The 12,344-nt window shown below is 66.3% G+C and carries 10 protein-coding genes; 4 read left to right on the top strand and 6 right to left on the bottom strand.

Features of this window, described 5'->3' with window-relative positions; translation table 11 throughout:
* Positions 1 to 89: 89 nt before the first annotated feature.
* Entirely contained in the window at positions 90 to 1,964 is a 1,875-nt protein-coding gene (locus tag HMPREF2791_RS06260) for a choice-of-anchor I family protein (RefSeq protein WP_210400163.1), read from the bottom strand.
* A 126-nt stretch (positions 1,965 to 2,090) separates the two neighbouring features.
* Here HMPREF2791_RS06260 and ilvA point away from each other — a divergent pair, with 126 nt between their 5' ends.
* The 4 genes from ilvA to HMPREF2791_RS06280 are packed head-to-tail and all read left to right on the top strand — an operon-like array spanning position 2,091 to position 4,676.
* The gene (gene ilvA, locus HMPREF2791_RS06265) at positions 2,091 to 3,392 is read left to right on the top strand and encodes a threonine ammonia-lyase IlvA (protein ID WP_070844760.1); all 1,302 of its coding nucleotides are present in this window, start codon (positions 2,091 to 2,093) and stop codon (positions 3,390 to 3,392) included.
* A 4-nt stretch (positions 3,393 to 3,396) separates the two neighbouring features.
* Positions 3,397 to 4,038 carry a YigZ family protein gene (locus tag HMPREF2791_RS06270; RefSeq protein WP_070475181.1) on the top strand — a complete coding sequence of 214 codons (642 nt, stop codon included), beginning with the start codon at positions 3,397 to 3,399 and terminating at the stop codon, positions 4,036 to 4,038.
* 19 nt (positions 4,039 to 4,057) lie between these two features.
* The gene (locus tag HMPREF2791_RS06275) at positions 4,058 to 4,291 is read left to right on the top strand and encodes a hypothetical protein (protein WP_070475182.1); all 234 of its coding nucleotides are present in this window, start codon (positions 4,058 to 4,060) and stop codon (positions 4,289 to 4,291) included.
* A 16-nt stretch (positions 4,292 to 4,307) separates the two neighbouring features.
* Positions 4,308 to 4,676 carry an RNA-binding S4 domain-containing protein gene (locus HMPREF2791_RS06280; protein WP_070844794.1) on the top strand — a complete coding sequence of 123 codons (369 nt, stop codon included), beginning with the start codon at positions 4,308 to 4,310 and terminating at the stop codon, positions 4,674 to 4,676.
* Between the two features lies 1 nt (position 4,677).
* On the opposite strand, the gene HMPREF2791_RS06285 is transcribed toward HMPREF2791_RS06280, so the two are convergent.
* From HMPREF2791_RS06285 to glgX, 5 genes are read right to left on the bottom strand one after another with little or no spacing between them, the layout of a single operon-like run.
* The gene (locus HMPREF2791_RS06285) at positions 4,678 to 5,727 is read right to left on the bottom strand and encodes a GTP pyrophosphokinase (RefSeq protein ID WP_246825472.1); all 1,050 of its coding nucleotides are present in this window, start codon (positions 5,725 to 5,727) and stop codon (positions 4,678 to 4,680) included.
* A 14-nt stretch (positions 5,728 to 5,741) separates the two neighbouring features.
* Positions 5,742 to 8,117 carry a malto-oligosyltrehalose synthase gene (gene treY, locus HMPREF2791_RS06290; RefSeq protein WP_070844795.1) on the bottom strand — a complete coding sequence of 792 codons (2,376 nt, stop codon included), beginning with the start codon at positions 8,115 to 8,117 and terminating at the stop codon, positions 5,742 to 5,744.
* Positions 8,118 to 8,127: 10 nt separating this feature from the next.
* Positions 8,128 to 8,709 (bottom strand): hypothetical protein, encoded by a 582-nt coding sequence (locus HMPREF2791_RS06295; RefSeq protein WP_070844762.1) that lies wholly within the window; start codon positions 8,707 to 8,709, stop codon positions 8,128 to 8,130.
* A 54-nt stretch (positions 8,710 to 8,763) separates the two neighbouring features.
* A complete protein-coding gene (locus HMPREF2791_RS06300) occupies positions 8,764 to 10,155 on the bottom strand; it encodes an exonuclease domain-containing protein (RefSeq protein ID WP_070844763.1) in 1,392 nt (463 codons plus the stop codon).
* Positions 10,155 to 12,323, bottom strand: coding sequence for a glycogen debranching protein GlgX (gene glgX / locus HMPREF2791_RS06305; RefSeq protein WP_070844764.1), 2,169 nt, complete (start codon positions 12,321 to 12,323; stop codon positions 10,155 to 10,157). Before glgX ends, HMPREF2791_RS06300 begins: the two co-directional genes overlap by 1 nt.
* Positions 12,324 to 12,344 lie beyond the last annotated feature (21 nt).

A 12,344-nucleotide genomic window follows, 5' to 3' on the forward strand; every position in this document is an offset into this window, starting at 1 on the left:
ACCCCGATGAACCTAGCAGGTTTAGGGTTAAAAATGTAGTGAAGCAACGGTCTTTATTTCATGGACAAACGTTGCCCGTCTGCGCGGGTTTACCTGGCAAACACCGAGCTCATAACGTTTCCGAGCGCGCCAAGCGCACCGATAACCAGCGCGACAGCGGAAAGTGCGATTGCGATCACACCGCCCTTGGAAAGGGAGCTGCCGGCACCGTCGGCGCCGGGTTGAGCGGGCTCGGCTGGCTCAGCCGGTGCCTCGACGAGCGAGTCCACCTGGAACACGGTGGTGGTGCCTGAAACCTCGTTACCAACGATCAGGAGGTTCTCGCCGTTCGGGGAGTCCTTCGCCGGCACAAAGGTCAGGCCCTCGGCGCCCAAGTCGCCGACCTTGTCCAAGCCGGCCTTCACGGCGTCGTCGCCTTCCTCGGCGAGCTCCTCCATATTGATGGAGAAGTCGCGGTTGTTGATGTATGCGGTGTAGGCCGGCGTCGCCGGGTCAGTGATGTCGTAGACCATCACGCCGCCGAGGCGCTCAAAGCCGATGAACGCGTAGGTCCGGCCGTTGATCTCGCCGACCGTGACGCCCTCCGGCTCCGGGCCCTTGTCGTCGGAGCGGGACTCGAACTCATTTTCCGTGTGGTTGGTGTTGAAGTACTCCGGCAGAAGCTTCGCGGTGATCTCCTCGAACTCGGCGCCGGAGTCGAACACGCGCTTGCCGTCGGCAGTGAAGATGGAGAAGCTGCGGCCTCCGTAGGTGTAGAGGTCCTCGTAGCAGTTCTTCTCCTCGTTCAGGCCGAATGCGGTGGTGATCTTCAACCGGCCCGCGTTCTCGTCCTGCTGGAACTCCTCGATCTCGGCTGCGGTCATCCCGGCGTAGCCCTCGCAGATCGGGGCCACCTTCTTGCCGCCCAGCTTCTTGATGCGCTCTTCCTCGGAGTAGGCCTCCCAGTCGCGGGCGTCGCCCTCGTTGGCGGTGACCAAGTAGGTGGTGCCGTCAACCTCGTAGGCGGCAATCGAGTCCGGCTGCAGGATGCTCTTGACCGGCGCGGTGCGGATGTTGATCTTGTCGTCCTTGTCGGAGATGTCCATGGGCACCTCGCGGCGGTCGGTGTAGCCCAGCGGCCACACGTCCTCGACGGTGGCAGAGGCGATGTCCACCACGGCCACGGCATTGTTTTCCTGCAGCGTGACGTACGCCTTGTCGCCTGCGACTGCGATGTACTCCGGCTCGAGGTTCTGCGCCTCGGTCGTGGAGGCGCCCACCTGGCCGTAGATGTGCACGCCCTTGTCTGCCAGGGTGCCCTCGAAGGCGCGGAAGTCGGCGGTGCGCACGTCGGCCTGCGTTGCGGCCTCAACAGCAGCAGGCAGCTTGACGACGGCTACGCTGCCCTCCGGATCAACCGAGTAATCCTCAGCAGGCTCGCCCTCGTTCGCCACCAGCGCGTAGTCGCCCTCCGGGGTGATGGTGACCATGTCCGGCAGGGCGCCGACGCCGACGCGGCCGAGCACGGCGCCCAGATTGTCGGCGCCGGCGTCGAAGAAGATCAGCTCGCCAGCATCGGTTTTGTTCTCCGGTTCGACGGTGGCCACCGCGAGGCCGTCGTTACGCACGGCGACGGAGTTAATGGTGGTGTTCTCGCCGCCGGAGACCTCGCCGACCTTCGTGGGCTTGGCGGGGTCGGCCGCGTCGAGGACGTCGATCTTGCCGGACAGTGCGTTGACGGTGAGGATGCGCTTCGAAGCGGCGTGGAAAGCGACGATTTCGGCGGCGGACTTCTCAAACGCGCCAGCGCCGTAGGAGCCCAGCACCGAGATGTCGGCGGTGGCACCGTCGGCAACATCCTTCACCGGTTCCGCAACAACGGCGGCGGTTGCCGGGGAGACAAAGCCGAGGGTGAGAGCGGTAGCGCACGCGGCGGCGATGCCGGTGCGGGAAAGGCCGGTGCGAGAAAGAGGGTGTCCGTTCATGGGGGAACCTTTCGGGGAGGCTGCAAAAACTAATACGTGAGCATGTGTACAGCCTGAAGGTGGGCGCGAAGTTACGGTGAGGTGAAGGGGGAGTGAACGAGTGGGGCAGTTGTAGACTCGCTAACCATGCGCACAGCCACACCGAACACGTCCGACTCCGCCTTCCAGGAAGTCCACGCAGCCGACATCCGGTTTGCGCAGGGCCGGATCTCATCGGTGATTTCGCCGACCCCGCTGCAGTATTGCCCGCGCCTGTCGGAGCAGCACGGGGTGGAGGTATACCTCAAGCGCGAGGACCTGCAGGACGTGCGTTCCTACAAGATCCGCGGCGCCTACTACGGCATCTCCCGGTTGAGTGAAGACGCCCGCGCTGCCGGGGTCGTGGCGGCGTCTGCCGGCAACCATGCCCAAGGCGTGGCCTACGCCTGCCGCGCGATGGGCATCCAGGGCAAGATCTTCGTGCCCAAGCCCACCCCAAAGCAGAAGCGCGACCGTATCCGCGTCCACGGCGGCGACGCCATTGAGCTTGTGGTTACCGGCAATACTTTTGATGAGGCCGCGCAGGCCGCCCGCGAGGACGCCGCGGCGCGCGGAGCGACGGTGATTGAGCCGTTCGACTCCCGCGACACGGTGATCGGCCAAGGCACCGTCGCCGCCGAAATCGTGGCGCAGCTAGCCAGCATGGGCAAGGAGCTGGACTCCGTGCTGGTGCCGGTGGGCGGCGGCGGGCTCATCTCCGGCGTGATGTCCTACCTCGCCGACATGTCCCCGGCGACAAAGGTGGTTGGGGTGGAGCCGAAAGGTGCGGCGTCGCTAGGCGCGGCACGTGATGCGGGCGAACCTGTCACCCTTGAAGACATTGATCCCTTTGTGGACGGTGCCGCGGTCAAACGCATCGGCGACATCCCCTGGCAGGTGTTCAACGCTCACCGAGATGCCACCGGACTGTTCGCTGTGGACGAAGGCGCGGTGTGCACCGAGATGCTCGGGCTCTACCAGAACGAAGGAATCATCGCCGAGCCGGCCGGCGCGCTTTCCGTGGCGGGCCTCGGGCTGGCGCAGCTGGCGCCCGGCTCGACTGTGGTGTGCATCATCTCGGGCGGCAACAACGACGTGCTGCGCTACGCCGAAGTTATGGAACGCTCCATGGTGCACCGGGGTCTGCGCCACTACTTCTTGGTCAACTTCCCGCAGGAGGCCGGCCAGCTGCGCCACTTCCTCAACGACATCCTCGGGGAGGAAGACGACATCGTCCTGTTCGAGTACCTGAAAAAGAACAACCGGGAAACCGGCGCCGCCCTCGTAGGCATCGAACTCGCCCACTCGGAGGACCTCACCCGGCTGCTGGAGCGCATGGACGCCTCGCCGATTGGGTGCCGCCGCCTCGAACCCGGTACGCCGGAGTACGACTACATCGTTGCGGGCTAAGCCGATGGAGCAGTCATACGCCCGCCCCGCGGATGAACTTGTCACCCACGAGTTCGAGGTCAAGCGCTCCCGCTTCATCGGCTGGATTGCCCGCGCGACCACCGAGGAGGAAGCGCGCGAAGTGATCAACGCCGCGCGCGAGGAGTACCCGGATGCGCGCCACCACTGCTCCGCGTTCATCGTGCACCAAGACGCCGCGCAGCCCATCGAGCGCTCCTCGGACGACGGTGAGCCGTCCGGCACCGCCGGCAAACCCATGCTGGAGGTGCTCAAAGGCTCCGGCATGCAAGACGTGGTGGCGGTTGCGATCCGCTACTTCGGCGGCATCAAGCTCGGCACCGGCGGGCTGGTCAGCGCCTACACCGAATCCGTGGCTGACACGCTCGAGCACGTCACCCGCGTCACGCGCGAGGTCCGCGAGCTGGGCACCGTGGATTTCCCCCACGCGGAGGCCGGTCGCATCGAGTCCGAGCTGCGCGCTGCGGGCATCGACGTCGTGGACGTGGAATACGGGCGCGCCGCCACCTACACCCTGGCGTTCGAGCCGGGGGAGCGCGAGCGTGTGGACGCGCTGTTGGCCGCCGCCACCCACGGCGGCGCCGAGATGAAAGAGGCTGGCTACCGCTGGGTCGAACGCGGCGCGTAAGGCGCTACACTTAGACCCCATGACGATGCAGCCGCGCCCCAATGACCCGATCGCACAGCGCAAGGCCGCCGTGCGCCAATATTCCCGCAACGCCGTCCTGTGGGCCGGCGGCGGCGTAGCCGGAGGCATCGCGTTCGGCCTGATTTTCGGTTCCTGGACCTTCCTGTTCCTCGGACTCGTAGTCGCCGTTGCAGGCGGGTTCACCAACTGGAACAAGGTCCAGCGAATCGTCAACCACAAGGACCAGTACTAGTTTGACCCAGCCAACCATGGCGGCGGTGCGCATCGACGCCTGGCTGTGGGCCGTGCGCATCTTCAAAACCCGCAGCCAAGCCGCGGACGCCGTGCGCGCCGGGCACGTCAAAATCGACGGCAAAGCCGTTAAACCGGCCCAGCAGGTCGTGCCGGGGGAGACGGTGCGCGTGTGGAAGGACCACCGCGAGTACATCCTTGAGGTGGCCGCGACTGTGAGCAAGCGCGTCGGCGCGCCGATTGCCCGCTCCTGCTACATCGACCACTCGCCGCCGCCCCCGCCGCGCGAGCTGTTTGCGGCCCCGCCGGTGCGCGACCGCGGCACGGGCAGGCCGACGAAGAAGCAGCGCCGCGAGATCGACCGGCTGATGGGCCGGCGCAACTGAACTACTCGCCGCGCAAAAGCCGCAAACGGTTAGTCAGCCGCTTGCGCCGTACCTGCGGGCGGTTGCCGGCATCCCAGGTGCGCTCGATGTGCTCGGTGCCGAAGCGGTTGAGCAGCAAATCGTCCACGATGCGCACTTGGCCCGGCACGAAGGGGTAGGACAGCGAGTTCGAGATCGCCTCGATGTCCGCCGGGTTGGTCAGCTCCGCGACGTCGGAGACGTGCTCCATGCCGTGGGCGCGCAAAAGCTCCGTGCAGAAGCGGTAGTCGCCCGCGCGCGACAGTGGGAACTGGTTGCCCAGCAGCACGGTGAGGATGCCCGGCAGGGTCTCCGGGGAGATTTCCGCGTCCACATCGGTGTTGACCTTGTCTGCCGGGTCCTCCGGGTTCGCCAGCGATGCGATCTGGTCGAACTGCTGGTCCGCAAGCTCTATCAGGCCGGCCGCGAGGGTGAAGGCGCGGTCCACCTGCGGGTCCAGGTTCTCGGTGGCGCGCTTGTACCGGATGTCGTGCTCGAACTCGGCCCAGGCGTGCTGCAGCACGGTGCGGATCTGCACCTCAAAGACTTGGCCGACGTACTCTTCCAGGCCTTCGGACTGCTCCTGCACCCGCACGATCATGTGGTGCGAGCCGTAGCCGAAGCCGCCGGCCACGCGCGTTTCTTCGGCCTTGTCCACGCTGCGCAGCACTTCGAATTGGTCCGCGAGGAGGCGCTGCACGGCCGGGATTTCGGTGGAGTGCAGCACCGTGATGCGCGCGCCGATGATGTCTTTGATGTCGTGCCACGGGTCGGGGTAGACCATCTCGCCGTCATCGCGCGTCTTGCGGGCCTTTTCCTTCAGCGAGGTCCAGGATTTCACGCGCGCGTCCACGCGGTCGAAGTTGACGCCGGCGTCGCGCATGAGTTCGTGCAGCGCGTGCCGAAACGCCGTCGCGATGTCGTCGTGTTCGCGCATCCAGGCAAAGTAGGTCGACCCGAGGCGGGCGATGGTGTCGTCCATCGCCTTGTTCCTCGGTTTCGCCGGCTTCGCGGGATGCTTTGCAGTGCTCATAACGGCGGGATAGCTTACATGGTCAACAGCACCGCAGGCAGTTCGGCGCACAGCTGCGACAACTCCACAGTGCCGGAATATTTCTGCCCGGTGAGCCGGTCGGTCCAGGTGCCTTCGGGAAGGGTGAGGGTGGTGCCGCGCCAGCCTCCGGCGCGCTCCAAGCTGAGCGGGGCGCGGGTCGCTACGGCGATGACCTGTGGTTCGTCGTGAAGCAATCGCACCATGCCCACTGCGTGCTCGCGCGCGGGGCCGGCGGCGAAGAGTGCCCGGTAACTGCCTTCGAGGAAGAGCTGTGGGCGCTCGCGGCGCAAGGTGAGGGCGGCGCGCACAAGGCGTTGCTTATCGACGTCCTCCCGAGCCCCCTCACCAGCACAAAGGGCCTGATAAGCGACGAAGCGGCGGTTGTCCGGGTCCACCAGCGAGAAGTCGAGAAACTCGGTTCCTTGGTAGGTGTCGGGGATGCCGGGTCCGACAAGTTGGAGCAGCTTGCGTCCGAGCGAGACGGCCACCCCGCCGCGGTCGAGTGTGCGCGCGAAGTCCGCGACGAGGCGCGTAGCGGGGCCATGCGTGAGGTGCGCAATCCACTCGGTCACTTGTGCCTCGTAGTCATGGTCGTTGTCGTACCAGCTCGTCAGCGTGTCCGCCTCACGCACAGCTTTGACCGCGTACGACTGCAGGCGCTGGGTGAATGCTTCGTCCGCGCGGCCGTCACGCGGCCACGCGCCCAGCACGTTGTGCAACAGAAACAGGCCAGTGGCGGTGTCAGGCGGCGGGGTGAGCGCGAACACGTCGTCGACGAGCTGGCTGAATTCGCCCGGCACCTCAGAGATCTCGATCATGCGGGCGCGGGTGTCTTCGCTGCGTTTCGTGTCGTGCGTGGTCAGCGTTGTCATGGTGCGCGGCCATAACCTGCTGCGCTCGTCCTGCAGGAGGTGGAATTCAGCCTGGCTGACGCCGAATCGCCCGGGTGCGCCGCCGACTTCCTGCAGTGCTACCAGACGGCACGCGCGGTAGAACAGAGTGTCCTCCACCCCTTTGGCCATCACCGCTCCGCAGACCTGGGCGAAGCGGTGGGCCGCCTCGCCGTGCGCGGCCAAGGCAGTCGCAACAAGGTCGAGCGCCGCCGCGTCAAACCCGATTGGGCTCTGGGCCAATTCCGCAATCAGCGTCGCGGTCACTCTCGATAGCGAACGGTAGTCAGCGCGGTAGACGGGCATGCCGGCAACCAGTTCCACAAGCACCTCGGTGAGCGCCGTGTCGCTGACCTGGGAGCCTGCGGAAGAGAGGCTGTCGTGGCGCACCGCGCGGGCGAGCCTGCGGATCTCCGCAGCGAGCTCGTCTTCCGCAACGCGCGCTTTGAGCATCCACTCGGCCTTTTCCACAGCGTGCGCGTCCCAAGTGGTGCCGCTGAAGCGCAACGCCACCGCACCCAGCGCGGTGGCGGCGTCGGTGTTGACGAAGACGCCGTCGAACTCGCGCAGCGCGTCGTAGCCGGTGGTTCCGTCGACGTTCAGGCGTGGATCCAAAGGCTCGTCCGCCGCGAGGATTTTCTCCACGATCAGCCAGGTGTCCGGGCCGATAAGCTCGCGCAGCCGCGTGAGGTAGCCAAACGGGTCGGTCAGGCCGTCGGGGTGGTCGACGCGGACGCCGTCGATAAGCCCTTCGCCCACAAGTTCCCGCAGGCAGGAGTGGGTGGCGTTGAAGACGTCTTCGTCTTCTTGGCGCACGCCGGCGAGGCCGTTGATGGAGAAGAAGCGGCGGTAGGAGATGATGCCGTCGCGCCAGTACATCAGCCGGTAGTGCTGGCGCTCGTGCACGGCGGCCGGGTCGTCGTTGAGGTCGGTGTAGCTGCCGGGGGCGAGTGGGAAGACGTGGTCGTAGTAGGTGAGCACGTCCTCGCCATCGGGGTGCTTGAGCTTCAGCGCGTCCGTGTCGCCGGGTGCGCCAAGGACCGGCAGCGCGATTTTGCCGCCCGCGCCGTTGTCCCCGGCCCAGTCGATGTCGAAGAAGTGGGCGTAGTTCGAATCCTTCCCGTGCTTGAGCACGTCCCACCACCACCGGTTGCGCCGCGGCACTTCCACGCCGAGGTGGTTAGGAACGATATCCACCACCAGCCCCAACCCGGCGCCGTGCGCCACACGGGCAAGCCGGCGCAGCCCGTCAATGCCGCCGAGCTCTGGGTTGATCACGGTCGGGTCGATCACGTCGTAGTTGTGGTTCGACTCCGGCGCGGCAGCGAAGATCGGGGAGAGGTACAGGTGCGAGACCCCGAGGTCGGACAGGTAGGGCACAAGCTCGGCGGCCTGGGCGAAGCCGAACGCGCGGCCGTGAGGGTCCGCATGCGGGCCACGCAGCTGCAGGCGGTAGGTGGAGGTGATGGGGCGCTTCACGCCCCACACCCTAGCTGGATTTTGTGTGGCGCAGCAGGGGAAACCCCACGGAATAGGCCAGCACATTCGCGCCGGGCAGGCGACCCGCCACCTCGTCGGCGTCCGCGTCGAAAACGAATAGCTCGCGCCAGTCGCGGGTGGCGTAGACCAGCCCGGTCTGCGGCCGCAGCACGGCCTCGAAGTGGCGGTGCAGCAGGGTAAAGGGGCGTGGGTGGGAAAGCCACCAGGCGGCGGGGGAGTCGTGTCCGTCCACCTCGAAGCCTCGCGGCAGCTCGTCGCAGTCCAGCGCGACGCTGGGGCAACGTACTAGAAACTCCACGCCGTCGTCGCGCTGCGCGCGGGATATCAGCTGTTCGGCCGCGACGTTCCACAGCTGATGGGCGCTCACACCTGCGGCGCCGACCTCTTGGTGGGTAAGGCCAGTGGAGTCAGGGGAGTCGAATACGCACATCAAGCCAGGCGAGAGGCTGATAAATGCGGTGGAGGTGCTAAAACCGGCGGCGATGCGCGCGCGAGTTGCCGCGCCGTCCACGTGCGCAAGCCGCAACGTGATCGCCGTGGCGGGAACGGGTGCGTGTTGGAGAAGCTGCATGGCTACTTAGACGCAGCCGCACCCGCCCCGGTTCCCTAGGGGCCGAAGTTTTTTTTAAAACGGCGGCTGCTCGTCTAACCCCAGGGCCTCAAGCAGCTGGTCGGCCTGCCAAATCTGGATGTCCTGGCCTTTGTCCTTCAGCTCGCGGGCGCGTTTTTCCTTCGAGGTCACCGTGGCCCATTCGCCCACCACCAGTACGGTAGTCTTCTTCGTCACGTTCTTGCCCACCTGCGCGCCCTGCTCGGCGATCTTTTGCCACAGCTCGCCCTTGTCGTGCGGCTCAAACTCGCCGGTCAGCGTGACGTTTTCGCCGTACAGTGGCGCGTTCGGATCTGCGTCCGGGTTCGGCTCCGGCACAGTGTCTGGGGTGGCCACGGACTGCCAGGGGCGCTGGGGACCTTTGTTTTGCTGCGTCCGCTTCGCCGGGCCCGCTTGATTAGAGCCCTGCGGCGCCGCCGATGCTGCAACCGCAGCGGCAACTCCGCCCTGAGCCGCCTTTTCCGCCTGCATCGCGCGGCCCGCGCCGGAGCGGTCGCGCAACACCGGGGTCACGCGGGCGGCGTCAATCGAGCCGAGCGTGAAGCCCGAGTCGTGCACAAAGCTCATCAGGCTGCCGGTGTGGCCAGCCCGGCGCGCCAGGCCTACCATCACGCCGGCGCAGGCCGCGGCATCCTCGCAGGCGTCGTGGTGGTTGTCCAGCGTGATGCCGAAGTGCTCCGCCAGCGTAGGCAGGCGGTGGTTGGCCACATCCAGCTTGGTGGCGCGCGCCTGGGCGAGCGTGCAGGCGAACAGCATCTGCGGCACCTCGACGTCGGAGGCTTGGCAGGCGTCGCGCAGCGCGGAGGCGTCGAACTGGGCGTTGTGCGCCACCAGAGGCAGATCGCCGACGAACTCGGCCATCTTCGGAATGCAGTCGCACACGTCCGGCGCGTCGGCGACGTCTTGCTCGGTGATGCCGTGGATGGCCACGTTGCCCTCCTCGAACTGTGCGAGAGACGCCGGCGGCTTGCACAACCACGATGCGCGGTCCACCTCCTCGCCGTCAACTATCTTCACCAAACCGATTTGGCAAATCGAGCCCCAGCGGCGGTTCGCTGTCTCCACGTCGAAGCCGACGAAGGAAAAGCCAGGGATGCCAGCGCCGCCGGCCACGGTGCCGGTTGCAGGGGCGTGGCCGTGCTGTGCGTCGTCGAGAAGCTTGCAAAGCTCGGCGGGGCCCTCCTCGTCGCCGGGGGCGAACCAGACGGCCACAGTGCCGCCGGCAGTGTCGATGTCCACACGCGGGCGGGTCCACGCGTCGCCCGGGACGGAGGTGGTGCCCGAGATGTCGGCGATGGCCACCTCGCGGGAGTTGCTGCCGCCGCGCAACGAGGCCGCGAGTGCGGTGGGAGTGAGGGTCAGTGCCTCGTTGGTCACGGTCAACGTTGCGCCGTGCGCGGTGATCATTACTGGCTGGCCTCCGAATTTCCTTCGCCTGCGGGTGGTTGGGTGCGGCGCAGCACCACGGTGGAACGTTGGCCCACAGTCACAGCCGCGCCGGGCTGGACCGGCTCGGCATTCTCGCGCACGCCGAGCGCTTCGGTGGTGTCCACGACTACCTCCCACTCGTCGCCGAACTCGGCGTCCGGCATCGTGAAGTCGATGTCTTCGTAGTGGGCGTTGAACATCAACAGGAAAGAATCGTCCACCACGCGCTGTCCGCGCGCGTCCGGCTCGGCGATAGCTTCGCCGTCCAAGAACACCATCAGAGCACGCCCGAACGGGGTATTCCAATCGTCCTGCGTCATCAGCGTGCACTCGGGTGTCAGCCACGCGATCTCGCGGCCGTGCTCCTCGTCGCCCAACGCGCCGCCGGCGAGAAAGCGGCGGCGGCGGAACACCGGGTGGTCGCGGCGCAGCTCAATCAGCCGACGGGTGAAGTCGTGCAGGTCGGACGCTTCCTCGAGTCTGGACCAGTCCATCCAGGCGATCTCGTTGTCCTGGCAGTAGACGTTGTTGTTGCCGCCCTGGGTGCGCGCGATTTCGTCGCCGTGGGCGAGCATCGGGGTGCCCTGGGAAAGCAACAAGGTGGTGAGGAAGTTGCGGCGCTGGCGCGCCCGCAGGTCCAGCACTTCCGGGTCGTCCGTTTCACCCTCCACGCCGCAGTTCCAGGAACGGTTGTGGCTCTCGCCGTCCCGGTTGTCCTCGCCGTTGGCCTCGTTGTGCTTGTCGTTGTAGCTGACCAGGTCGTTGAGGGTAAACCCGTCGTGGGCGGTGATGAAGTTGATCGACGCGGTGGGCCGGCGGCCATTGTGCTGGTACAGATCCGACGAGCCGGTCAGCCGCGAGGCGAACTCGCCGAGGGTGGAATCCTCGCCGCGCCAGAAATCGCGCATGGTGTCGCGGTACTTGCCGTTCCACTCGCTCCACAGAGCAGGGAAGTTGCCCACCTGGTAGCCGCCTTCGCCCACGTCCCACGGCTCGGCAATGAGCTTGACCTGGCTGACCACCGGGTCCTGCTGCACCAGGTCGAAGAACGTGGCTAGGCGGTCCACGTCCGAAAACTCGCGGGCCAAGGTGGAGGCGAGGTCGAAGCGGAAGCCGTCCACGTGCATGTCCGTGACCCAGTAGCGCAGCGAATCCATGATCAGCTGCAGCGAGTGCGGGTAGCGCACGTTGAAGGAATTTCCGGTGCCGGTGTAGTCCATGTAATGGAACTTGTCGTCGTCCACCAGCCGGTAATACGCCTCGTTGTCGATGCCTCGGAACGCGATGGTGGGACCCATGTGGTTGCCCTCGGCGGTGTGGTTGTACACCACGTCCAGGATGACCTCGATGCCCGCCTCGTGGTACGAGCGCACCATCTGTTTGAACTCGGCCACCGCGTCGCCCGGGGCAGTGGATGAGGCGTAGTTGTTCTCCGGGGCGAAAAATCCGAACGTGTTGTAGCCCCAGTAGTTGCGCAGGCCCAGATCCCGCAGGCGGTCGTCCTGCAGGAACTGGTGCACCGGCAACAGCTCAATCGCGGTCACGCCCAGATCCTTGAGGTAGTCCACCATCACCGGATGCGCCATGCCGGCGTACGTGCCGCGCAGGTCCTCCGGGATGCCGGGGTGCGTCTGCGTCATGCCTTTGACGTGGCACTCGTAGATGACGGATTCGCCCTCGGGGATTCTCGGCGCGCGGTCGTCACCCCAGTCGAAGAACGGGTTGATCACCACGGACAGCATCGTGTGGCCCAGCGAGTCCTCTTCGTTGCGACCCGTGCCCGGCTCGTCCGCGTGCGCGTCGTAAGAAAACAGCGAGGAGTGTTGGTCAAACTCGCCGTCGAAAGCGCGCGCGTACGGGTCCACCAGCAGCTTGTTCGGGTCGCAGCGTTTGCCGTTGTGCGGGTCCCACGGCCCGTGCACGCGGTAGCCGTAACGCTGGCCGGGGCTCACGCCGGGCAGGTAGGCGTGCCAGACGTGGTTGTCCACTTCCTCCAGCGGGATGCGGGTCTCCGCCCCGCCGTCGTCGATAAGGCACAGCTCCACTTTCTCCGCGACACCGGAGAACAGCGCAAAGTTCGTGCCTGCGCCGTCGAACGTGGAGCCCAGGGGGTAGGAGGAACCGGGCCAGACAATGGTCTCACTCATGGGGCCACAGCCTAGTGCCCC

The organism is Corynebacterium sp. HMSC034A01, from assembly GCF_001838175.1.
Classification (GTDB): domain Bacteria; phylum Actinomycetota; class Actinomycetes; order Mycobacteriales; family Mycobacteriaceae; genus Corynebacterium.